Here is a 23,991-nt window from a genome sequence, read left to right on the forward strand (position 1 = left end):
ATAAGATATTGATCATATTATTTTTGCCTTAAGCGTTTAAAATGACTCTCCCTAGGCATTCCGGGAGAATCCCCACCATGCACGCACGCTTTGAAACACCGCTGGCAACCCTCGAACCTGGGCTGTGGGCGGCGCTCGCGCCCATACTCGCCGAACCGTCATTCAACGGAATGCTGAGCGCCCGGCAGGTTATGGCGCTGATGAAGGCCGGCGGCCTGGACGAAGACGGTCTGTGCCTGGCGTTATTACCCTTGGCGGCCGCCTGCGCCCTGGCGCCGGTTTCTCACTTTAACGTAGGCGCCATTGCCCGGGGCATCGGCGGCAATCTTTATTTCGGCGCCAATATGGAATTTCCCGGCGTTCCCCTGTCGCAAACCGTCCATGCCGAACAGAGCGCCATCAACCATGCCTGGCTGCGCGGCGAACAGCGGCTGCGGGGCATCACGGTCAACTACACCCCCTGCGGCCACTGCCGGCAGTTTATGAACGAATTGAACAGCGGCGTGGATATCATGATTCACCTGCCCGGCCGCGCGCCGGCCACCCTCGCCCACTATCTGCCCGATGCGTTCGGCCCCCGCGATCTGTCTATCCAAAGCCTGCTGATGGATCGGGTCAATCATGGCTACTCATTGGCAAAAGAGCTGCTCTCGCCGGACACAACGCCCCTTAGGGGAGGTTTATCCGTTGAAACAGCGCAAGGAGGCACCTCGGAAGTTTCATGTGTAACGGCAGCGCACAGTAGCACCCCGGAAGCTTCATGCGTAACGGCAGCAAAAACAGCCCCCCCAATGAACGGGCTCAGCGCCGACGACCCGTTGTTACAACAGGCCCTGCAGGCAGCCAACCAGAGCCATGCACCCTACAGCCGAGCGCACAGCGGTGTGGCATTGCAACTGGCGGACGGCCGGATTTTCGCCGGCCGCTATGCGGAAAACGCCGCCTTCAACCCCAGCCTGCCGCCGCTGCAATCGGCGCTGATTTTACTCAATATCACCGGCGGAGATTGCCGGGATATCCGCCGGGCGGTATTGGTAGAACGCGACGCCGTGGCGTTATCGCAATGGGACGCCACCTGCGCCACCCTGCGCGCCCTAGGATGCGGAGAAATACATCGCCGGACGCTGGAGGGATAGGCCCGCTATCACCGAACGTGCAACGAACCTGTTAAAGGGCGACCGCGCGTCCCTTACTCCTTCGGCATCGGCCCGAGTTTCACGCCGTCCGGATAGTATTTCCAGCCGTCGCGGATACGCACACTCTTATCCCACGGCAATTTATATTCCCCGTTGGCCAAATCCTTCACCCAGGTCAAATAATTCTCCCGCTCGCCTCCAGGCTTGCCCACATAGCCCCGGCAGCCCAAGTTGAAAATATTATTCTCCAGCGCCCAGTTTTCCCGCGCCTTATCCACCAGCCGCGGGAAAAGCTCGGCGGTAACTATTTCCCAAGGATTGCGCTGCCCCTGCTGAATAACGTTGCCGTCGTAATTACAGACGGTGCCTTCGCCAAAATAATAGAAAACCTCATCGTAACCCGCCAGATTCACCGAAATGGTGTACATCAGGTTTTGCCAGGCATTGGTGCGGTTGGTCCATATCCACTGATCGTTCACCTGGGTGGAATAACCGGAAATACGGATATACACGTTACAGCCTTTATAGGCCGCCTCCCTTGCCAGTTCCGGGAACATACCGTCATGGCAGATGCACACCGCCAGCTTCGAGCCTTTCGGCCCGTCGCATACCGGCATGCCGAAGTTACCCGGCATCCAGGGTTCGATGGGCACCCAAGGCTGCAGCTTGCGATAGTGAAGGGCAATCTCACCCTGGTTATTGATAATGATGGCCGTATTATAAGGAGGCAGCGCCGGATCCTCATTGCGCTCCATTAACGAAAATACCCCCCAGACATCGCTTTTACGGCAGGCCTGGCGGAAACAGTCGATTTCAGGACTGTCGATGGTGAGCAGCATTTCATCATAGGTCCAGATACCGGTATTCAATCCCTGCGTGGAATATTCAGGGAAGACAATCAAATCCAGATCGGGATAGCCGGCTTTGGTATTGGCCAGGGCTTTACATATCTGCTGTACCTGAACCTGGATATCCTCAGGTCCTTTTATCACGGGAACGGGATATTGAATCATGGCGACCAATAACGCTTCTTCCCAGGCACTGACACTTCCGGTACTTCCCATAAATCACCCCTTTTAGCTTTCGATTGACAATACTAACGGTGGCCGAAACAGCGTTGTTTCAGCGTTAAATACGACGATGTGTACTGATTAATAGATCCTGTTACCCGCTAACCTGCCCATGCCCGGCAATTGATTGGCGAAATCATTTACCGGCGCTCCCTAAACGGATAAATAGCCCGCAATGGTTTTTTCGTCGATGGTTTGTCTTTCCTCTTGATGTACGACGGCGCCCTTTTCCATCACCAGCACGCGATCCGCCACATCAAGAACAAAACTCAATACCTGTTCGGATACCACAATGGTTAATCCCCGCTGGTCGCGAATCTTGCGCAGCGTCTGGGCCATTTCTTTAATGATGGAAGGCTGAATTCCCTCGGTGGGCTCATCCAACAGCAATAAGCGCGGATTGCCCGCCAAAGCACGGGCAATCACCAGCTGTTGCTGCTGACCGCCGGAAAGATTGCCCGCCAGCCGGGTTTTCATTTCTTCGAGCACCGGGAAAATGGCATACAGCGCGGCGGGAATGTTGCCCTTTTCTTTGGCGGCCAAACCGGTTTTGATATTGTCTTCCACCGTCATGGTGGCAAAAACCATTCTGCCCTGGGGCACAAAACCCATGCCCCTGCGCACGCGCTGATAGCTTTTTTCGGCGAACACATCGCTGCCCCGGAACAGCACCTGGCCGGACTGTGCGGGTATCATACCGATCAGGGATTTCATCAGGGTGGTTTTGCCCATGCCGTTGCGGCCAATCAAGGCCACGATTTCATTTTCTTTTACCTCGATATTGAGGTTTTCGATAATACGGCTTTGCCCGTAGGCAACGTGGTAATCCTGTATTTTCAGCACGGTTCCCCCCTTAATGCCCCAAATAGACATCGATAACCCGCGGATCTTGCTTCACCTTTTGCATGCTGCCCTCGGACAGCGACTTGCCCTGGTGCATCACCTGGACGTGATCGGCGATGTTTTCCACAAACTGCATATCGTGTTCAATCACCAACACCGACCGTCCGGTGGCGATGCGCCGCAGCAGTTCGGCGGTCTGCCGCCGCTCCGCCACCGACATGCCGGCTACCGGTTCGTCCAGCATCAGCAGGCTGGGGTTCTGGATCAGCAGCATGCCGATTTCCAGCCACTGTTTCTGGCCGTGGCTGAGGAAATCCGCCTGCACATCCAGGAAGTCGGCCAGGAAGATTTGTTGCGCAACGTCGAGAATGCTGTCGGTCATGGTCTGGTCGCGCCGGGCAAACAGGGCGCTGAGGGCCGTTCTCGCCTGGGGATAGGAGAGCTCCAGATTCTCGAAAACCGTCAGGTTTTCATAAATCGACGGGTTCTGGAATTTGCGCCCCACCCCGGCATGAACAATCTGGTTCTCGCTTAATTTGCTAAGCTCGCGGCCTTTGAATTTAATACTTCCCGCCGTGGCGGCGGTTTTACCGCAAATCAGATCCAGCACCGTGGTTTTACCGGCGCCGTTGGGTCCGATAATCACGTATATCTGCTCTTCGTCCACATACATGGAAAAATCGTTTACCGCTTTAAACCCGTTAAAAGAGACGGTGAGTCCTTCAACGGCCAATATGATGTCTTTGGTTTTCATCAGCATTCACCGTGGAGAAACTTTATCGTCTACCGCATCGGTAGCCAGACTAGTGATGACCGGGGGGAGGTTTTCCACCCGCCGGGGAAAGAGCAATTGTTTTGCCCTGGGTAGTAAAATATCGCTGTAAATGCCCGCCAATCCTTTTGGAAAGCCCAATACCACCAGGATAAATAACGCCCCCATGGCAAAAGGCCAGACTTCCGGGAAGGATTCCGATATTTGGCTTTTGGCGCTGTTCACCAATAAGGTGCCGTATATCGCCCCCAGGATGGATAAACGTCCGCCCACCGCGCAGAAAATCACCATTTCGATGGAGGCCACGGTGCCGATAAAACCGGGGGACATAAAGCCCACCTGCAGGGTGAACAGCGCGCCGCCGATGGAGGAGAATATGGCGCTGACGCAAAATATCATGGTCTTGATATTCGCCACGTCATAACCGGAAAAGCGGACGCGGTCCTCTTTATCGCGAATGGCCACCAATAACCGGCCTAATTTGCTTTTCAGGATAAAATAGGCCATCAGCACCACCGCCAGTAAGCAGCCGGCATTGATATAGTACAAAACGTATTTGGCGTAATCGGTTCTGATATCCCAGCCCAGCAGGGTCCGCAAATCGGTAATGCCATTGATTCCGCCGGTGTAGCCCTGCTGGCCGATAATCAGGATGGTCATGATGGCGGAAATCGCCTGGGTGATAATGGCGAAATAGACGCCGCCCACCCGGCGTTTAAACATCGCGATGCCGAGAAGGTAGGAAAATATCAGCGGCACCACCACGATGGCCAGCAGGGTGAAGCTAAAAGAGTGAAACGGTTGCCAGAACGCCGGCAACTGCGTCAGCTGGTTCCAGTCCATAAAATCGGGAATGCCCGGCGTGGTTTGAATTTTAGTGGCGGCGGGGGTGGAGGCCTCCAGCTTGAGGAACATTGCCATGCAATAGCCCCCCAGGCCGAAAAATATGCCCTGGCCGAGGCTTAATATGCCGCTATAGCCCCAGCACAATACCAGCCCCACCGCCACGAAAGCGTAAGTGAGGTATTTACCCACCAGGTTGAGGCGGAAAATATCCATGGTCAGGGGGAACACGACGGCAATCAGGATAAACAGCAGCAGGATGCCCGATACTTGCCGCTGCGCCGCCAATCGTTTGATAGATGCAAACATGATAATTCTCCTAACGACGTATCCGGCTGGCAAACAGGCCTTGGGGACGCAGCATTAAAATCACGACGACAATCAGCAGGGTCATGACCTTGGCCATGGAACCGCTGAGGAAAAATTCCAGCGTCGACTGCGATTGCGAGATGGCGAACGCCGAGGCGATGGTGCCTATCAGGCTTTGCGCGCCGCCGAACACCACCACCAGGAAGGTGTCGACGATATATTGCTGTCCGGCGGTGGGCCCGGTGGAGCCGATCATGGTAAAGGCGCTGCCGGCGATGCCCGCGATACCGCAGCCCAGGGCGAAGCTGTGGTTATCCACCCGGGCGGTATTGATGCCCACCGCGCCGGCCATGGCCCGGTTGGCCACCACCGCGCGCACGTGGATTCCCCAGGGGGAGCGGTACATCAGCCAGCCCAGCAGCAGGGTAATGACCAGGGTCAACAGCATGACAAAAACGCCGTTGATGGGAATTTCGATATTGTCGCCGAAGTGATAGGACCCCATCAGCCAGTCCGGCAAATCCACCCCCACTTCCCGCGGTCCGAACAGGGTACGGTAGGCTTGCTGGAGTATCAGGCTCAGGCCCCATGTGGCCAGCAGGGTATCCAGCGGCCGGTGATAGAGATGGCGGATTAATATCCGCTCGATAAACATGCCCAAGAGGGCGGCGCAGATAAACGCCAGCACCACCGCCACAAAAAAGTAGCCGCCGAATAAGCCCGGCAGGAAGTTTTTGAAGAAGAGCTCCGTCAGCCAGGTGACATAGGCGCCCAGAATCATGAATTCTCCATGGGCCATATTAATGACGCCCATTTGGCCGAAGATAATCGCCAGCCCCAGCGACATCAGAACAAAAACCGAAAACAGGCTCAATCCGGCGAAACCCTGCATGACAAAAATAGAGGTCAGGTCGGCAAAGCTGTAGCCACTAAACATGCTGTATCCCCCTCATTTACCCGCCATATTTCGAGTTGCAGGTGCGCTGTCTTTCCTGCAACACGAATGATTCAGGGTAAAACGTCGATAATTCCCCCGTCATGAACGGGGGAGCCTGTGGTTAATCTTTCGGAAACGGATTGGGTTCGATAAGGTTGGGGGTCTGGTAGATGACGTCATATTGTCCATCCGCCCGGGCCCGGCCAATCACCGTTTTTGACCACAGATGATGATTTTCGTGAATTCGCACATAGCCTTCGGGGGCATCTTTCATTTCAATACCCGGCGAGGCGGCGCGGACTTTATCGATATCAAAGGAGCCGGCTTTTTCCACCGCGGCTTTCCATAGCCAGGGACCGAGATAGGCCGCCTGCGTCACGTCGCCGATGACGATATCGTTGCCCCAGCGCTGCTTGAATGCCGCCACGAAGGCTTTATTGGCCGGGTTATCCATGCTCTGGAAATATTTCATCGAGGCGTAGGCGCCGACGATATTTTCGCCGCCGATGCCGCGGATTTCATCCTCGGTCACCGAAATGGTCAGCAGCAGCGGTTTTTCCTTGGTCATGTCGATACCCGCCGCCTTGAGCTGTTTGTAAAACGCCACGTTGGAGCCGCCCACCACGATGGCGTAAATCACATCCGGTTTTTTCAATTTGATCTTGTTGATGACCGAATTGAACTGGGTATTGCCCAGCGGATAATAATCTTCGCCGATGACCTTCAAGCCCAGCTTTTCAATATGATGGCGGGCAATTTTGTTGGCGGTGCGGGGCCAGATATAGTCCGAACCCAGCAGATAGAAGGTTTTGGCATGTTTGTTTTTAACCACCCAATCAATACCGGCGATAATTTGCTGGGTGGCCTCTTGGCCGGTGTAAATCACATTAGGCGATTGTTCCAGTCCTTCGTAAAAGGTGGGGTAGTAGAGCATGCCGTTATACTGCTCCAGCACCGGCAGCATCGCCTTGCGCGAGGCGGAGGTCCAGCCGCCGAAAATAGCCGCCACCTTATCGCTCACCAGCAGCTTCTTGGCCTTCTCGGCAAAGGTCGGCCAATCGCTGGCGCCGTCTTCCTGAATAAAGTCGATTTTCCTGCCCAGAACGCCCCCGGCCTGGTTAATCTGGTCGATTGCCAGCTTCTCCGCCTGAATGGAACCGGTTTCGCTGATGGCCATGGTGCCGGTGGAAGAGTGCAGTATGCCGACTTTCACCGTACTGTCGGTGACGGCAAGGCCGGTGGTATTGACGGCGGCGGTAGCCGGCGGCGCGGCGAAGACCGGCGTGAAATGACCGGCGACCAGAAGTGCCGCGGCCAGCAAGGGGGTGCGCCAAAAGCGCCCCGCCCTGCTGTTACCGCCCCGGAGTGCGGCATGAATGGCGCCTTGGCCCGCCGCCTGCTGTTGATTGAGCATCTTGTTATCCCCTGAAAAATGGCTGGTTGGTTTTGTAAGGTCTCCATAGTGTGTTCAGGGCTAAAAAGCGGCAATGGGCCAATCTACGCAGTCTCTACGTCATTTGACGTATAGGCCGGCTGCGGCCGGGCGCGCACAATAACGTCATCGCGGGCGCGCAGGAATAATGCGATGCAGAGTGGCACGGGCATTGCTTATGTATTTGATCGGTGGTGCCCGCATCCGGGCGCTCAACCGATTACGCGGAAATGGCGTACACAGCGGGATATTTCATGACAGCGCAGCAAAAAGCCTTCAAGGCCAGACGCCAGTACAACCAGTGGGTCACCAACCAGACGCTGGAAGATTACGCACTGCGTTTTACGCCCCACTCGGCGCGCCGCTGGAGCTCGGGCCGGGTGGTGCTCACCGCTATCAGCGCCATTACCTTCCTGGCCCTTGAGGCCATCGGCGGCGCGCTGACCCTGACTTACGGTTTTCATTACGTCGCCATGGCGGTGCTGCTGGTGAGCATCATCATTTTTTTACTGGCGCTGCCCATCAGCTGGTATGCCGCCCGCTACGGGCTGGATATCGACCTGCTGACCCGCGGGGCGGGTTTTGGCTACATCGGTTCCACGGTCACCTCGCTGATTTATGCCTCTTTCACCTTTATCTTTTTCGCCCTTGAAGCGGCCATCATGGCCATGGCGCTGAATATGCTGTTCGGCATGCCCCTGCATTTTGGTTATCTGGCGGGATCGCTGGTGGTTATCCCCCTGGTGACCTATGGTTTTACGTTTATCTCCCGCTTTCAGCAGTGGACCCAGTTCGTCTGGCTCATTATGCAGCTCATGCCCTTTGTCCTGATCCTGTTGCGGGACGGCGGGACCTTTCATTCCTGGACGGCCTTTACCGGCCTGATGCCCCCCGATAACGGTGGCTTCGATATGCTGCGGTTCGGCGCGGTGTGTTCGGTGCTGCTTTCCCTGGTGGCGCAGGTAGGGGAACAGGTGGATCAGATCCGTTTCCTGCCGCAAAAACAAGCCGGCCACGGCTTACGCTGGTGGTGCGGCGTCATCGCCGCCGGTCCCGGCTGGGTAGTGGTAGGGGCATTAAAAATCATGCTGGGCTCTTTTCTGGCGGTATTGGCGTTCCGTTACGGACTGGACGTGGATTCCGCCAGCGAGCCGACCCATATGTACCTGGTAGCCTTCAGCTATGTGACCCACTCCTCCACCTGGCTGTTTGCCCTCACCGGAATTTTTGTCGTACTGTCGCAGCTCAAGATCAACGTCACCAACGCCTATGCCGGTTCCATTGCCTGGTCCAATTTTTTCCTGCGCCTGACCCATCGCCATCCCGGCCGGGTGGTGTGGCTGTTTTTTAACGTCGGCATCGCGTTGTTGCTGATGGAGCTGGGCGTGTATCACGTGTTCGAGGATATCCTGGGCATCTACGCGGTGGCGGCCACCGCCTGGCTGGGCACGGTGGTGGCGGATCTGGCGGTGAATAAGCGCCTGGGATTAAGCCCGCCGGGCATCGAATTCCGCCGGGCCTATCTGTATGATATCAATCCGGTGGGCATGGGGTCGATGCTGCTGTCCATGGCCCTGGGGCTGGCGGCGTATTTCGGCTGGCTGGGGGCCGGTTTGCAGGGATTCGCCTCGCTGCTCACCCTGGGAATGACCTTTGTCTTTTCGCCGTTGATCGCCTGGTATACCGGGGGGAAATATTATCTCGCCAGGGTGGAAACCCACGGGGTGGCAGGCGTCTGCTGCGTCTGCGGCAATCATTTCGAACCGCCGGAAATGAGCTTTTGTCCCCTTTATGAAGGGGCGATTTGTTCATTGTGCTGCTCGCTGGATGTCCGCTGCAATGACGCCTGTAAGCCCCAGTCCCATTATTCCGATCAGATCCGGCATCTGGCCTTCAGCTTTCTGCCCTTCTCGTTCCTGAAAAGATTCGACCCGAAAATCTGGAGTTTCCTCAGCATATTGTCCTTGTTCAGCAGCATTATCGGCATTTTGCTGATGCTGGTCTATGTGCAGATGCGCAGCGAATTCGGCGAGGACTATCCTATCCTGGCCGCCACCCTGTGGAAGGTATTCTTTATCCTGCTGATTATTACCGGCATCACCACCTGGCTGTTTATCCTGACCCATAAAAGCCGCCAGGTGGCGCAGGAGGAGCTGCGGCTGCAGAGCGAACGCCTGCTGGAAGAGATCATCGCCCACGAAGCCACCGACAAACAGCTGCAAAAGGCCAAGGAGTCCGCCGACGAAGCCAATCTGGCCAAAAGCCGCTACCTCACCGGCATTACCCACGAGTTGCGCACGCCCCTCAACGCCATGCTCGGCTATGCACAGCTGCTGGAACAGGCACAGGACATCCCGCTGCCACGGCGTCATGGGCTGAGCGTCATCCGGCGCAGCGGTGAGCACCTGGCCAATCTCATCGAAGGATTACTGGACATCTCCAAAATCGAAGCCGGTAAAATCGATATCCAACGGGAAGAAGTACGTATCGGCGAACTGATGCAGCAGTTGGTGGAGATGTTCCATCACCAGGCGCTGGACAAGGGATTGCGTTTTATCTACAACCCGCCGCCCACCTTCCCCGAGGTGGTGCTGACCGATGAAAACCGGCTGCGGCAAATCCTGATCAACCTGTTGTCCAATGCCATCAAGTTCACCGACAGCGGCACGGTCACGCTGGATTTCAAGTATCGCAGCGAAGTGGCGTTTTTTGCCATCCATGACACCGGCGTCGGTATCGACAGCGTCAACCTGGAACGCATTTTCCGCCCTTTCGAACGGGTCGCGCAGCGCGGAGGCCGTGCCGGTACAGGGCTGGGTTTGACCATCACCCGGCTGTTGACCTATGTGATGGGGGGCGATTTGCAGGTGGAAAGCATTCCCGGCGCCGGCACGACTTTTACCTTGAGCCTGATGCTGTCGAGCCAGAATGCCGGCGGTTATCTCCCCTCGGTACCCCGGCGCATCGTCAAATACCGCGGACCGCCCAAACGGCTGATGGTGGTGGATGACGACGATGCCCATCGCCGGCTCATGGCCGATATGCTGACGCCGCTGGGTTTCGAGGTCTTGGTGGCCGAGAGCGCGTCTGTGTGCCTGGCGCAGCTGGACCACACCGCCGTGGATCTGTTTTTGCTGGATGTGGCGATGCCGGAAATGAACGGTTGGGAACTGCTCAATCACCTGCGGGCCGAAGGAAAGGAACAGCCGGTGCTGATGATTTCCGCCGAGGCGGACGAAGGTAAATGGCGGCAGATCAAAAAGCGGGGGGAAATCCGTTTTCAAACCAAACCCCTGCGAATGTCATTACTGCTGGATAACATCGGCTCGCTGCTGTGTATCGAATGGATCAGGGAAGCCGATAAACCGGTGTCGCAATCCCTTTCGGCGGGCAATAGCCGTTTGGATGAAAAGGCGCCGCAGCCCCTTCCCGCGGGCAATAACCTCCTGGATGAAAATGAGTACCAAGAGCTTATCGGACTGGCGCGGCTCGGTTATGCCAAAGGGTTTCGCGAGCGGCTGCGGCAACTGACGGCCCAAGGCAAGGTGAACACCCCCAGCGCCGAAAACCTGGATCTGCTGGCCAGCCGTTTCCGTTTTGAATCGGTGGTAATGGAATTAGCCTTACTGGAGAAAGAAGATGTCCCCCGCTGACAAGCCGACGGTACTGATTGTCGATGACGATATCAATACCGTCAGCATGCTTAACGACAACCTGGATAATGCCGGCTTTACCGTATTGGTGGCCCTCGAAGGCAGCCAGGCGCTGTCCATTACCCAGCAAATCGTGCCTAATATCATTTTGATGGATGCCATGATGCCCCACCTGGACGGATTTGAAACCAGCCGTCGCCTGCGCCTTAATCCCACCCTGCGCCATACGCCGATTATCTTTATGACCGGCCTGAGCGAAACCCGCAACGTGGTGGATGCCTTTGATATCGGCGTGGTGGATTACGTGATCAAACCCATCCGCATTGAGGAGCTGCTGGCGCGGATGCGCACCCATCTGCATAATTCGCAGCTCACTTCCAGCGCCTACAACGCCCTTGAATCGGTGGGACAGCTCACCTGCGCCTTCAGCCCACAGGGCCGGCTGCTGTGGGCGACGCCGCACTCCTATCGCCTGCTGGAACAGTGTTGCGATAAGGAGTTCACCCTCAGCCGGCCCTTTGTCAACCGGCTGCTGGCCTGGCTGCGGTCGGCTCCCGCCCAGCCGCTGGTATTGTCCGGCCTGGCGCTCCCGTTGCGCCTTCATCTTATGCGCACCACCGACAACGGCGAGCTTTTATTGCGCCTTGAGGAAACGGCAAAAAAGGACGACGAATGCGCCATTCTGCGCCGGCATTTTGCTCTTACCCAGCGGGAATCGGAGGTGATGTCCTGGATTGCCAAAGGCAAAACCAACCGGGAAATCGGGCAGATACTCTCCCTGAGCCCGCGCACGGTGAACAAGCATTTGGAACAGATTTTCCGCAAGCTGGCGGTAGACAACCGCACCTCCGCGGCGGCCCTGGCGTTACGGATACTGGAGTCCTCCCCCGCCCACTCCTGACGGCCGCGTCGGCGGCAGGATATTGCTCCGCATTTTTTGCGGCCAGCAGCGCAATTTGCCGACTTTAAGGCTTTCAACCGGTTACGCTCCTTGCTTCAGCTTCACAGGTAAAGTAGCCTGAGGGCATGACATTGCAGCAGGATCCGGTTAAGGCTTACGGCATGTGGAAGCGCCTGATATATTTCCTGATTGGTATTGCGGGCGTGTTGCTGTTTACGGCGTTCGGCTTGGATCGCTGGATCAGCTGGAAAACCGCCCCCTATATTTACGAAGACTTAAGGCTTTTGCCTCACCGCCAGGTCGGTGTGGTGCTTGGCACGGCTAAATATATCCGCACCGGGGTTATCAACGAATACTACCTCTACCGAATCCAGGGGGCGATTAACGTCTACAACAGCGGCAAGGCCGATTACCTGCTGTTAAGCGGCGACAATGCGCTGCAAAGCTACAACGAACCGGTGACCATGCGGCGGGATTTGCTCTCCCACGGCATGCCCGCCGGGGATATCGTGCTGGACTATGCCGGGTTTCGTACCCTGGACTCGATTATCCGCACCCGCAAGGTATTCGATACCAACGATTTCACGATTATCACCCAGCGTTTTCACTGTGAGCGGGCGCTGTTCATCGCCCAGCATATGGGCATCCAGGCGCAGTGCTACGCGGTCCCCTCCCCGAAAAACATGTTCTCGGTGCGGATGCGCGAGATCGGCGCGCGGCTGGGCACCCTGGCGGATCTTTATATCATGAAGCGCGAGCCCCGTTTCCTTGGCCCTCAGATTCCCATTCCCGCCCGGCAGGAAGAAATTCCCCAGGGCGCGCAGGACTACCCCGCCGTCTCTCCCGAACAGCTGCTGGAAATCCAGCCAAAACCGGACGGCGCCTCCGCGGACGTATTACAGGATATGCGATAACGTAGGCAGGCCAAACTCACCATCACCTGTCTCGCAACAAACAAATCTCAGGAAATACCCGCCAAAGCGAGAACGAGGTGAAGCGAGCATGTGTTAAAGGGAGCGACTGAACGAGTGACAAGGAGGACGCGTGTTAAAGGGAGACCGTGCTGATGGGGTCGAATCGGGCATGGTTTTCCTGCCCGACCGAGCGCCCCACAGCGCGGTAGGCCCGCCAGCACCAAGTCTTAAAGTGAGAACGTGTTAAAGGGAGACCGTGCTGATGGGGTCGAATCGGGCGTGGTTTTCCTGCCCGACCGAGCACACCACAGCGCCGTAGGCCCGCCAGCACCAAGTCTTAAAGTGAGAACGTGTTAAAGGGAGACCGTGCTGATGGGGTCGAATCGGGCATGGTTTTCCTGCCCGACCGAGCGCCCCACAGCGCGGTAGGCCCGCCATCACCGATCTTGACAGCGAGCCCGCCAACGAGAGACCGCGCCACGAGGCGCGGACTTCAGGCTTATTTCTTCTTGGCGTACTTCAATGAATCCAGCGCCACCGCGAAGATAATGATCGCCCCCTTGATAATATACTGCCAGTAAGGGTTAACCCCGATATAAGTCAGCCCATAGTTGATAACCGTAAAGATAATCACCCCGGTAATCACCCCGGCGATAGTCCCCACCCCGCCCGAAAACGACACGCCGCCCACCACGCAAGCCGCGATGGCATCCAACTCATACATAAAGCCCAGATTATTGGTGGCGCTGCCGATACGGCCCGCCTCCAGCAAACCGCCGAAAGCATAAAACGCCCCGGACAAAGCATAAATCAAAATCAGGTTAAGCGGCACATTCACGCCCGACACCTTCGCCGCCTCGGGATTACCGCCGATGGCGAAAATATTCTTGCCAAAGCGGGTCTTATTCCACAATATCCAGACACAAACCGTGGCAATAGCCGCGTAAAAGGTAATATACGACAGCTTGAACTCGCCAAATTGCAGAAATCCCTGCGTAAATTTCGAGAAATGACTATCAAAGCCGGCGATAGGCGATGCGCCGACAAAGTTGTAATACAGCGAGTTGATACCATACACAATGGTCATGGTACCCAAGGTGGTAATAAACGGCGTCACGTGCAGGTAAGCGATAACCAGACCGTTCACCAGCCCGATTATCGCGCCGATAATGCAGACGGTCAGGATAACCAGTGGAATCGGCACGGTATGCAGATCGGGGAACACCTTATTGACGTTATCCATGGCCTGAAGCAACGTGGCCGACACCACCGCCGCCAGACCCACTTGGCGCCCGGCCGACAGGTCGGTCCCCTGGGTAACAATCAAACCCGCCATGCCCAGGGCGATAATAACCCGCACCGACGACTGGGTCAGGATATTACTCAGGTTAATAAGGCTTAAAAAAGTGGAATCCTGTATAATAATCAGCGCCAGTAATACCAACAACACCACATAAATACCGCCCTCTTTTAAGTAAGTGAGCAGGCTTTTCTTATTTAACGCATTCATAATAAGAACCCTTAAAATTAAAGATGCACGGAAGCAAGACGTAAAATTTCGTTCTGGGAGGTCTCTTTGGTATTGACAATCCCCGCCATCAGACCATTACTCATTACCAAAATACGGTCAGTAATTCCCAACAATTCCGGCATCTCCGACGAAATAATAATAATGCCTTTACCCCGCTTTGCCAGTTCAGTAATCAATTGATAAATTTCAAATTTTGCGCCAACGTCAATACCGCGGGTCGGTTCATCCATCAGCAGGATTTCCGGCTGGGTCAATAGCCAGCGGCCGATAATCACCTTTTGCTGGTTGCCGCCGGACAACGAACCGATATTGGTTTTATGACCGGGGGTTTTAACCCGCATTGAGTCTATTACCCACTGTATATCGCTTTTCATGCGGGTATTGCTTAATAATCCGATTTTGTTTTTATAATTACGGATATTGGAAATCAATGAATTAAAACCCACGTCCAGGAACGCGTAGATACCGGTGGCCCGCCGCTCTTCGGTCACCAGGGCAAAACCATTATTGATGGCCTCGTTGGCGCTCTTGTTTTTAATGGGCTTGCCGTGCAGGGTTATGGTGCCGGAGGATCTTTCTCGGATACCGAACAGCGCCTCGACGATATCGGTGCGTTTGGCCCCCACCAGTCCGGCGATGCCGAGGATTTCCCCTTTATGCAGATTGAAGCTGATATTGCGTATGGACGGCTGGCGTAGCGAGGTCAAATCCTTGACTTCAAGAATCACTTCCCCCTGCTCTCCTTCAACACGATCCGGGAAACGCTGGCTGAGTTCGCGTCCCACCATCATCGCGATAATCTGATCCATCGTTAGGCCTTCCACCTGCCGGGTAGCAATCCACTGTCCGTCGCGCAGTATGGTTATTTCATCGCACAGCTGAAATATCTCTTCCAGCTTGTGGGAGATGTAAACGATGCCGCAACCCCGCGCCTTCAGTTTACGAATGATGCTGAAAAGATGGCTGACTTCCCGTTCGGTCAACGATGACGTGGGTTCGTCCATAATGACGATTTTGGCATCGTAGGAAAAGGCTTTGGCGATTTCCACCATTTGCATTTGTGAAATAGACAAGTTGGCGACTTTTTCGTAGGGATCGATATCGATGTCCAGCTCTTCGAAAATAGTCTTGGTATCGCGGTACATTTTTTTCTGATCGACGAACATGCCCTTGAGGGGATAACGGCCTAGCCACATGTTGTCCATTACGGTGCGTTGCAATACCAGATTCAGTTCCTGGTGCACCATGGAAACGCCATGCTCCAGCGCCTCCTTGGAATTCTTGAAATTGACTTCCTGCCCTTGAAAGACAATTGTTCCGGAATCTTTGCTGTAAATACCAAATAGGCACTTTAATAAAGTGGATTTTCCCGCACCGTTTTCTCCCATTAATGCATGAACGGAATGCGAGTGAACTTTCAGGTTCACATTATCCAATGCTTTGACGCCAGGGAATGACTTACTGATATTGGTCATTTCCAGCAGCCACTCACGGGGCTGTTCGGTCGTAATGTCGGCCATGATAATACCCGGCTAAATTTGATACAGATAAAATCCCCCGGCGCGGAATGACGCCGGGGGGAGTCAGGACTATTTCTTGGTGAATTGCGTTAAGTTATCTTTGTCGACGCCTACATAAGGGATACGGACGATTTTATCTTCCAGTTTCCATTTGGTGCCGTCGGCGGCCGGTTTGCCCGCCGCCAGATTCTTCGCCAAATCGAAGGTGGCTCTTGCCTGGTTGTTGGCGTCGTTCAGCACAGTACCCGCCATGGCGCCGGATTTAACCAATGCCAGAGCTTCAGGGAGGGCGTCCACGCCAAAGACCGGGATAGCCGTTTTGCTATGGGCTTTTAATGCTTCAACCGCGCCCATGGCCATGGCATCGTTATTAGCGATAATCACTTCAATCTTATCGGCATTGGGGCCGGACAGCCAGGCATCGGTTTTATCCTTGGCCTGCGCGGTATCCCACATGGCGGTATCCAGCTGCAGCTGCTGGGTTTTCAGCTTTTCCTGCTCATTAAGGGTTTTGACCACATAGGTGGTGCGGGCTTCAGCATCGGGATGTCCCGGTTCGCCTTTCAGCAGAACGTACTGGATGGTGCCGTCTTTATTCAAGTCCCATTGCGGGTTGGCGCGCCAATGCTTGGCGATCAGTTCGCCCTGGATAATACCGGACTCTTTGGAGTCGGTGCCGACATAATACGCCTTGTCATAGCTGTCCAGATCTTTGCGGCTCGGTTCCTTATTATAAAATACCACCGGAATACCGGCGCCGCGGGCTTTGGAAATAATCACCGGCGCAGCGGCCGGGTCAACCAGGTTTATTGCCAGCGCTTTAACGCCTTTGGCAATCAGCACGTCTACCTGGTCGTTTTGTTTGGACTGGTCGTTTTGGGAGTCATTCATCAACAGCTGAACGCCGGTGCTCTCTTTGGCGTCTTTTTCCAGGGCTTTACGAACCTCCGACATAAAGTTGTCATCGTATTTATAAATAGTTACCCCGATACGGGTGTCGGCAGCCCGCGCCACGACTGAAAATAACAGTCCGGCGGCCACGGCGGTAAGAACAAAAGCCTTTTTATTCATTAGATTCTCCGGAAATTTGTAAGGTTACGTTTTGGGTAGAACAATTTCCAAATACTCATACACCGGTAATGCCAGCAAAGAGAGCAAAGGCCGGGGTAAAAATTTTCAGGGTCCGGCTGGACAAGTGTTTTGTCCATGTCAGGCGTAAAACATGGCTAGCATAAAGGGATAAATGTTAATAAACTGTGAATATTCTCACACTTTGAAAACGGTTACATCTCATCTTGTGATGAGGAAGTGATCGCCGCCACATTTCGCAGCGGAGCCACGGAATGGCGGCGAACCACCGTCGGCATAAACAGATGGGTCTGCTTGGGATCCAGCAGCCCGGCGGTACCTTGCAGCGCCAATTCGGTGGCCGCCACCGCCATGGCGAAAATCGGGTACCGTATGGTGGTGAGGTGCGGGCTGGTATAACGGGAAATGGGGATATCGTCGAATCCCACCACCGAGAATTGATTCGGCACCGCAATGCCGTTTTCCCGCAGGGTGGCCAGCGCCCCCACCGCCATGGCGTCGTTATAGACAAACACCGCCGTCAATTGTTGATTACGGCCGAGCAGCTCCACCATGGCCGCTTCTCCTCCCTGCAAATCCGGCGAGGCCAGCACCTGCCAGCTTTGCGGCGGCGTAATGCCCTCTTCCTGCATCACTTGCAAATAGCCCTGGTGCCGCTGCGCCTCATCTTCTATGGGATGATTGGAGCCGATATAGCCAATCTGCCGATGCCCCTGTTTTATCAATGTCCGGCTGGCCATCAGGGCGCCGCTGACGTTATCCAGCCCGACACAGCGGTGTTCATAGCCCGGGATGATTCGGTTTATCAGCACCATGCCCGGCTCCCGCTCCATAAAAGGAATCAATTCCTCGTCGGAGAGGATTTTGGCATGCACCACCAGCGCGCTGCAGCGCTGGCGAATCAGAACCTCAATGGCGTGCCGCTCTTTTTCCGCCTGGTGATAGCTGTTGCTGATCAGCACATTCTTTTTATGGCGCTGCGCCACCGTATCCACCGCCTTTACCAGCGCGCCGAAAAAGGGATCGGACACATCCATCACCACCACGCCGATGGTGTCGCTGCTTTGCGTGGCCAGCGCCTGCGCGTTGGCATTGGGACGATAGCCCAACTCATTCACCGCCTTCATCACCCGGTCACGGGCTTCCTTGCTGGCGATGGCGCTGTCATTTAATACTCGTGAAACGGTCGCCACCGAGACTCCGGCCAACCGCGCCACATCACGTATGGTGATCATGTCATCCCCTGTTATTTATGACGTCCGCCCAGGATAATATTTGACCAAACGGGTGAAGCACGTTTTGTTCAGGCACCGGTGGTGTTACCCATTGCCGTCACAGGTCTGAAACATAAGGCGCTATCCTAACCGTTTTCTTGCCGCCGCAGCGTGAAACAGCTCACAGGACCGAAAGCGCTTACATAAGAAAAACGGAATCGCTTTCATCGGGGAAAAAAGAGGCGTCGCCGCAAGCGTTTATGAGCAAACGGGAAGATATCCGGAAGAAAACAGTTGCTCTGCCCGGTCAGCCAAGGCGGCTAAAAGGGGATGAAGGAGCGAGAGGTCAGAGGGACTCCGGCAGCAGCAGGCGGGCGATGGTGCCCGGGATATCCTGCCGATTGACCAGTTCAAATTTGCCGTTGTGCAGTTGGGCAATGCGCGTCACGATGCTTAAGCCCAGACCGATACCGTTAAAGCGCTGATCCATGCGGACGAATTTTTTCGTCAGCTCCACGGCCTTGGCAGGATCAATCCCCTGTCCCTGATCAATCACTTCCAGCAGAATGCTGCCATCTTCGCTGCGCGCCAGCCGGATATCGATTTGGCTCTCTTGCGGGCCGTAACGGTGGGCATTTTCCACCAGATTGCGCAGCAGCAGGCGTATAAGTATTGCATTGCCCTGCAGCAGGATTTCTTCTTCCGGCAGGATCCAGCACAGGGTTTGCCGGTGCAGCCGCGCCATTTCCTCCAGTTCCTCCCGCTGCGGCGCGATTACATCCGCCATCAGTTTCACCGTCTGGTAATGGCCGGAAGTAAAATCATGCCGGATACGGGCCAGCATCAACAACTGCTCCACGGTATAGGACATATTGTCTACCCGCTCAATCAGCGGCTGGTTATCGACGGCGGCCTGTTTTTCCTGCAATTCCAGGTGCAGCCGGATACCGGCCAGGGGCGTTCGCAGCTCATGGGCCACATCGGAGGTAAATTGGCGGTCCTGCTGCAGCGTGTCGTTGAGCCTCGCGAGCAGCTGATTAAGACTGCGGGTGACGGCAATGACTTCTTTGATGTTGCTTTGTTCCGGCAGCGGCTCGAAATTCTCGGCGCCGCGCTTTTGCAACGCATTCTGCAAGCGGGAAAGGGGCAATGTTATCCAGCTCACCGCCTGAAAACAAAACAGCAGGGTGACGATGATCATCATCAGCGCCGGCACGCTTAATGCGGCAATAGCCTCGCGGATCTCCTGGTTGACGTGTTCGTTGCGCACACTTTCCGCCAGCGTGCGGTTCACCAGCAGATCAATCTGTTCTTTGCTTTCGTGCCACAGCCAGATGACGGTAATAAACTGGCAGCATAATAAAATAATGCCCAGTACCACAATTAACCGCCAGCGCATGCTGATAAGCGGGGGCGCGGAGGAAGGCGTCACGTGTTTTCACCGTTTTCCTTGATAAGCAGATAACCGAAACCGCGCAGAGTGCGGATCCTGTCTTTGCCAATCTTTTGCCGCAGGTTGTGGATATGGACTTCCAGGGAGTTGGATGAGGGATCATCGTCCCAGTTATACAGGTCCTGATGAAGTATTTCCCGGTGGATGCGGTGCCCGGCGCGCAGCATCAGGCGGGAGAGGATGGCGAACTCCTTCGGCGTGATATCGATGGGGCTGCCGTTGACGGTAACCTCATGACTGTTTAAATCCAGCGAAATATTATCCACGCAAATATAATTGTTGCTTACGCCCTGGTGACGCCGGATAACCGCCCGCGCCCGCGCCAATAATTCGGCCAGGGCAAAGGGTTTGATAAGATAATCGTCCGCGCCGAAATTCAGCCCGCTGACCCGCTGATCCAGACCGTCCCGGGCGGTAAGAATCAATACCGGTACGTCGTTGCCTTTTTTTCGCCATTTCACCAACAGCGACATGCCATCCCCGTCCGGCAAGCCTAAATCAAGGATTACCAGGCTATAGGGGGCGGTTTCCATCAGGTTTTCCGCTTCGCGCATGCTGCCCGCGCAATCGCTGGCATAGCCTTCCTGTTGCAGCGCCAGCTGCAGACCCTCCTGCAGAAACCTGTCGTCTTCGATGATCAGAATTTTCATGATTGCGTCATCCTGCAGGGTTGCACGATATCCAGGGCCGGCTGATAGAGTTTGGTACCCACATTCATGAGTCCGAGCAGGGTGGCAAAAAGATTGTCCTGGGAGTACGCCTGCTGTTTAGCCCGGCTTCTCAAGCACTCATCCTCGATACCCTGCGCCTGGACAAAAGAGGGCGACATCCATAACAGCATCGGGATGTGGGTCTGCTGCGCCGGCGCCACGGCATAAGGCATACCGTGCAAAAACAGCCCGTTTTCACCCAGAGATTCTCCGTGATCGGATAAATACACCAGGGCGGTATTGAATTTGTCCTGATGGGCCTGTAACAGCTTTATGCTCTTGTCCAACAGGTAATCAATATAGACGATTGTATTGTCATAAGTGTTCACCAGCGCCTGATTTGAACATTTTTGTATCTCATTTGTATCGCAGGTGGGTGAAAAAGCCGCCTGGGCGGCCTGATAACGCTGATAATAGGAGGGGCCGTGGCTGCCCATGGTATGCAGGACGATGACGGTATCATTATTTTGCTCATTGATATAAGCATCAAGATTATGGAGCAGCGCCTCGTCCAGGCATACCCCATCGCTGCAAAACTGCGGCAGATCCTTCCACTTCGACAAATCTTCGGTGGCGACGCGGTTGCAGACATATTTACAGCCGCCGTCGTTTTCACGCCATAAAATATTGACGTGCGCGCGCTGCAGAATATCCAGCACATTATCTTCATGGGCCGCGGTATCGTCGTCAAAATGCGCCCGCGTCATGTTGGAGAACATGCAGGGAACCGAGACCGCCGTGGCGGTGCCGCAAGAACTGGTATTGGGGAAATAAACCACGTTATCCCGGGCCAGTCGGGGATTGGTGAGCTTGTCATATCCTCCCAGGGAGAAATCCTGCCCCCGGGAGGTCTCCCCCACCACCACAATCAGCAGGTTTTTTTTCTGATTGTCATTAATGGGCACCGTTTTATGCGCGTCCAAACCGATTTGCACGAACGGCATATTTTTAATGTAGTCATGTTTATAATAAGAATAACCGCCAACCGCCATGTCGCTGGGCACCAGATTTTTAATTAGCTGCGGATTATTCCGCATCAATGATGCGTAGTCTTTATAAAAGAACGTGGCCACCAGTGCGATAACGCACAAAGAGAGCAGTATGTTCAGAAAATAAAAACCCGCGGTGTGCCAGGAAAACGAGACGGGCTTGACTTTGATCCAAAGAATAATCAAGGACGGTAACACGCCGAGCACCAAAAAATGATAAATCAGCTGCGGCGATAATAGCGAAAAACTTTCCATCGGCGTGGTATCGAGGACATTCTGCACCATGCCGCGATCGATTAAAACGCCATAGCTAAGCATAAAGTACTGCGCCAGCGCGTCGCTGATAAAAATCAATATAATGATTGGCTTACGAATATAGGGCAGCAGCAGAAAGCTGAAAATAAAATTCAGCGCAAACAGCAGGGTAACCGGCATACTGAGGAAAAACAGCAGGTTGTTCAGCTGCGATATATCCACCAGCCCTAAGATTTTTTTAAAGAAAATAATATTTTGAAAAAAAGTAATTATTATCGCAATAATTATATTGAAGATCCAAGGATGAACAACCGGTCGTGGAAAGGCTTTAGCTGAGTGTAGCGACATGTGCTTTTTTATCTTCTGCCATACTGAAAAAAAATTAGTCAAAGAGTAGCATTGCTACATTAATTGAACCTTAAGCCCGCCGCCGGTCAAACGCGTGAGCTTACGCCATAACCACTCCATTGGTCCTTGCCTGAATATCCGCAGCCACAGGGTGGAGAAAATAATATTCACCAACCAGACGGCCGGTACAAATAACAGCAAATCGGCCCGGCCAAAGGTCATAAACAGACCGAACCGGTTAAATAGCAAGGTACACAACAAGGTTTGCAACAGATAATTGCTCAGCGCCATGCGTCCGACATTACTCAGCCAACGGCCGATGCCCAGGCGGGAGAGGGTCGGCCACCAGCCATAGCATAGCGCCACATATCCCAGCGCTTGAAAAGGCGCGCTCAATTCCCGCGGGATCTGCAGCGCAAACGCGCTCCAGCGAAAGGCCCAGTGCACATGCCATTGCAGCAGTACGCCCGGCAGGTTGATGATGATGCCCGCAACAATCAACAACCCGGCCGCTTTTCGGTAATGGGCAAGAGGCATCTCGCCGGACAACCAGCCGCAGCGCATCAGCGCGGCCCCCATCAGCATCGACCCGGCCAGCAGCCAGCCGTACTGCATGCCCAGCGAACTCAGGCTGTCATGCAGCAGTCCCAGGCGCACCCGCCAGGCCTCGGGACCGCCGGTGGTCTGCCAGTAATATTCATAAATCCGATCGGCGATATCGGGCTGCCAAAAGCGTCCCGGCGGCGCATCCGCCACCAGCCACTGAAGCAGCAGCAGAATAATGAGTCCGAACAGATAGAGCGCCGCGCCGGTTATAAACAGCATTCTCGGATTGGGCATGCGGCGTATCACCCCCAGGCAAAGCAGGCCCACCAGTCCGTAATCCAATAAAATATCGCCGTCCCAGAAAAAAACCCCGTGGATAAAACCAAAGCCCATCAGCCAGAGCAACCGCGAGGTTATCCAGCGGTTGCCGCGCGGCAGCAGCATATGCAGCCCGGCGCCGAACAGCAGGGCGAACAGGGTAAGAAATTTCACCTGCGCCACCATATCCATTACGGCCCAGGCCCAGGCATCTGGGAGCGACGGTTCTCCGGCAAAGGCGGGGTTGAGATACGCCGCCTTGGGTAGGCCAAAAGAGGTGATATTCATCAGCAGGATGCCGAGAATCGCCATTCCCCGCGCGCAATCCAGCATGAGTATGCGCTCGCGCATGTACGGTCCTTATTCAAATAAGAACGTTCAGTTAAGAACGTTCAGATAAAGAACGGCGCCGAGCGCCGTAACGCAGGCACGGGATCGGTTCGTTAGTCGTCATGGTGCCGGACGGCACGCAAAAACTCCTGCCGGGTATTCTGGCTGGATTTGAACAGTCCCCCCAGCGAGGTGGTGGTGGTGGCGCTGGTGGCATCGCGGATGCCGCGGGCTTTGACGCAATAATGCACCGCGTCGATGGATACCGCTACGTTATTGGTCCCCAGCAGGGTTTGCAATGCAATAAGGATTTGCTGGGTAAGACGCTCCTGGACCTGGGGCCGCTGGGCGAAAAACTGTACTATGCGGTTGATTTTCGACAGTCCGATGACGCTTTCCTTGGGGATATAGGCCACGGTGGCCTTGCCATCGATGATCACAAAATGGTGTTCGCAGGTGCTGGTGAGGGTGATATTGCGAACCGCCACCATTTCATCCACTTTCATTTTATTTTGAATCAGGGTTATCTTGGGGAAATTGGCGTAATCCAGGCCGGAAAAAATTTCATCCACATACATTTTGGCTATGCGGTGGGGCGTTTCCGCCAGGCTATCGTCGCTCAGATCGAGATTCAGTAACTGCATGATCCCGGTCATATGCTCGGCGATGCGGCGCTTACGGATTTCCCCATCCAGGACTTCTCCCCGCAACGGCGTTTCCAGACCGCGGGCCAGCAGGGTCTCATGCACCAGTGATGCTTCTTTTGTCAGCGATACCATTTCTTTCTCCGGCAGGAAAATCAGCTCTTGATCTCAATGCGTCAAGAGGCGTTTCCACTCTAGAGGAGCCCGCGACGATTATCCAGTGATTGTATCGCA

At 54.9% G+C, this 23,991-nt stretch carries 19 protein-coding genes; 4 read left to right on the top strand and 15 right to left on the bottom strand.

The features are described from left to right. Positions 1-77: 77 nt before the first annotated feature. Positions 78-1,136: a cytidine deaminase gene (cdd, locus tag ACL2XJ_RS26180; protein WP_413725066.1), complete on the top strand. Its 1,059-nt coding sequence runs from the start codon at positions 78-80 to the stop codon at positions 1,134-1,136. A gap of 53 nt (positions 1,137-1,189) precedes the next feature. Here the strand turns inward: cdd and ACL2XJ_RS26185 are convergent, their stop codons facing one another. From ACL2XJ_RS26185 to urtA, 6 genes are all read right to left on the bottom strand, one after another. Beyond that, positions 1,190-2,200, bottom strand: coding sequence for a formamidase (locus tag ACL2XJ_RS26185; RefSeq protein WP_413725067.1), 1,011 nt, complete (start codon positions 2,198-2,200; stop codon positions 1,190-1,192). A gap of 159 nt (positions 2,201-2,359) precedes the next feature. Then, positions 2,360-3,049, bottom strand: a complete 690-nt coding sequence (urtE, locus tag ACL2XJ_RS26190; RefSeq protein WP_413725068.1) for an urea ABC transporter ATP-binding subunit UrtE — start codon at positions 3,047-3,049, stop codon at positions 2,360-2,362. Positions 3,050-3,059: 10 nt separating this feature from the next. Continuing rightward, positions 3,060-3,803, bottom strand: a complete 744-nt coding sequence (gene urtD, locus ACL2XJ_RS26195; protein ID WP_413725069.1) for an urea ABC transporter ATP-binding protein UrtD — start codon at positions 3,801-3,803, stop codon at positions 3,060-3,062. A gap of 6 nt (positions 3,804-3,809) precedes the next feature. Next, complete coding sequence (urtC, locus tag ACL2XJ_RS26200; RefSeq protein WP_413725070.1) at positions 3,810-4,973, bottom strand: urea ABC transporter permease subunit UrtC; 1,164 nt, start codon at positions 4,971-4,973, stop codon at positions 3,810-3,812. Positions 4,974-4,983: 10 nt separating this feature from the next. Then, positions 4,984-5,910, bottom strand: a complete 927-nt coding sequence (urtB, locus tag ACL2XJ_RS26205; RefSeq protein WP_203523437.1) for an urea ABC transporter permease subunit UrtB — start codon at positions 5,908-5,910, stop codon at positions 4,984-4,986. 121 nt (positions 5,911-6,031) lie between these two features. After that, positions 6,032-7,324, bottom strand: a complete 1,293-nt coding sequence (gene urtA / locus ACL2XJ_RS26210; RefSeq protein ID WP_413725071.1) for an urea ABC transporter substrate-binding protein — start codon at positions 7,322-7,324, stop codon at positions 6,032-6,034. Positions 7,325-7,596: 272 nt separating this feature from the next. Here urtA and ACL2XJ_RS26215 point away from each other — a divergent pair, with 272 nt between their 5' ends. The 3 genes from ACL2XJ_RS26215 (at position 7,597) to sanA (ending at position 12,810) form a co-directional block, all read left to right on the top strand. Continuing rightward, positions 7,597-10,995 (top strand): ATP-binding protein, encoded by a 3,399-nt coding sequence (locus ACL2XJ_RS26215; protein ID WP_413725072.1) that lies wholly within the window; start codon positions 7,597-7,599, stop codon positions 10,993-10,995. Beyond that, positions 10,982-11,896 (top strand): DNA-binding response regulator, encoded by a 915-nt coding sequence (locus ACL2XJ_RS26220; RefSeq protein WP_132927403.1) that lies wholly within the window; start codon positions 10,982-10,984, stop codon positions 11,894-11,896. The genes ACL2XJ_RS26215 and ACL2XJ_RS26220 overlap by 14 nt, the downstream gene beginning before the upstream one ends. A gap of 161 nt (positions 11,897-12,057) precedes the next feature. Then, positions 12,058-12,810: an outer membrane permeability protein SanA gene (gene sanA / locus ACL2XJ_RS26225; RefSeq protein ID WP_132928074.1), complete on the top strand. Its 753-nt coding sequence runs from the start codon at positions 12,058-12,060 to the stop codon at positions 12,808-12,810. 499 nt (positions 12,811-13,309) lie between these two features. On the opposite strand, the gene mglC is transcribed toward sanA, so the two are convergent. The 9 genes from mglC to folE all read right to left on the bottom strand — a co-directional run bounded on the left by mglC (position 13,310) and on the right by folE (position 23,892). Further along, a complete protein-coding gene (gene mglC, locus ACL2XJ_RS26230; protein ID WP_132927401.1) occupies positions 13,310-14,320 on the bottom strand; it encodes a galactose/methyl galactoside ABC transporter permease MglC in 1,011 nt (336 codons plus the stop codon). A gap of 17 nt (positions 14,321-14,337) precedes the next feature. After that, positions 14,338-15,861, bottom strand: coding sequence for a galactose/methyl galactoside ABC transporter ATP-binding protein MglA (gene mglA, locus ACL2XJ_RS26235; protein ID WP_413725073.1), 1,524 nt, complete (start codon positions 15,859-15,861; stop codon positions 14,338-14,340). Positions 15,862-15,930: 69 nt separating this feature from the next. Continuing rightward, positions 15,931-16,932, bottom strand: a complete 1,002-nt coding sequence (mglB, locus tag ACL2XJ_RS26240; protein WP_132927397.1) for a galactose/glucose ABC transporter substrate-binding protein MglB — start codon at positions 16,930-16,932, stop codon at positions 15,931-15,933. A gap of 212 nt (positions 16,933-17,144) precedes the next feature. Beyond that, the gene (galS, locus tag ACL2XJ_RS26245) at positions 17,145-18,185 is read right to left on the bottom strand and encodes an HTH-type transcriptional regulator GalS (protein ID WP_132927395.1); all 1,041 of its coding nucleotides are present in this window, start codon (positions 18,183-18,185) and stop codon (positions 17,145-17,147) included. A 325-nt stretch (positions 18,186-18,510) separates the two neighbouring features. After that, positions 18,511-19,563, bottom strand: coding sequence for a two-component system sensor histidine kinase PmrB (pmrB, locus tag ACL2XJ_RS26250; RefSeq protein WP_413726977.1), 1,053 nt, complete (start codon positions 19,561-19,563; stop codon positions 18,511-18,513). Positions 19,564-19,592: 29 nt separating this feature from the next. After that, positions 19,593-20,267 carry a two-component system response regulator PmrA gene (gene pmrA / locus ACL2XJ_RS26255; RefSeq protein ID WP_132927393.1) on the bottom strand — a complete coding sequence of 225 codons (675 nt, stop codon included), beginning with the start codon at positions 20,265-20,267 and terminating at the stop codon, positions 19,593-19,595. Continuing rightward, a complete protein-coding gene (gene eptA / locus ACL2XJ_RS26260; RefSeq protein WP_413725074.1) occupies positions 20,264-21,919 on the bottom strand; it encodes a phosphoethanolamine transferase EptA in 1,656 nt (551 codons plus the stop codon). The genes pmrA and eptA overlap by 4 nt, the downstream gene beginning before the upstream one ends. Positions 21,920-21,973: 54 nt before the next feature. Next, the gene (gene yeiB / locus ACL2XJ_RS26265) at positions 21,974-23,134 is read right to left on the bottom strand and encodes a DUF418 domain-containing protein YeiB (protein WP_413725075.1); all 1,161 of its coding nucleotides are present in this window, start codon (positions 23,132-23,134) and stop codon (positions 21,974-21,976) included. 92 nt (positions 23,135-23,226) lie between these two features. After that, positions 23,227-23,892: a GTP cyclohydrolase I FolE gene (folE, locus tag ACL2XJ_RS26270; protein ID WP_413725076.1), complete on the bottom strand. Its 666-nt coding sequence runs from the start codon at positions 23,890-23,892 to the stop codon at positions 23,227-23,229. Positions 23,893-23,991 lie beyond the last annotated feature (99 nt).

Source organism: Sodalis sp. RH16 (assembly GCF_047324245.1).
GTDB classification, from domain to species: Bacteria; Pseudomonadota; Gammaproteobacteria; order Enterobacterales; family Enterobacteriaceae; genus Acerihabitans; species Acerihabitans ligni.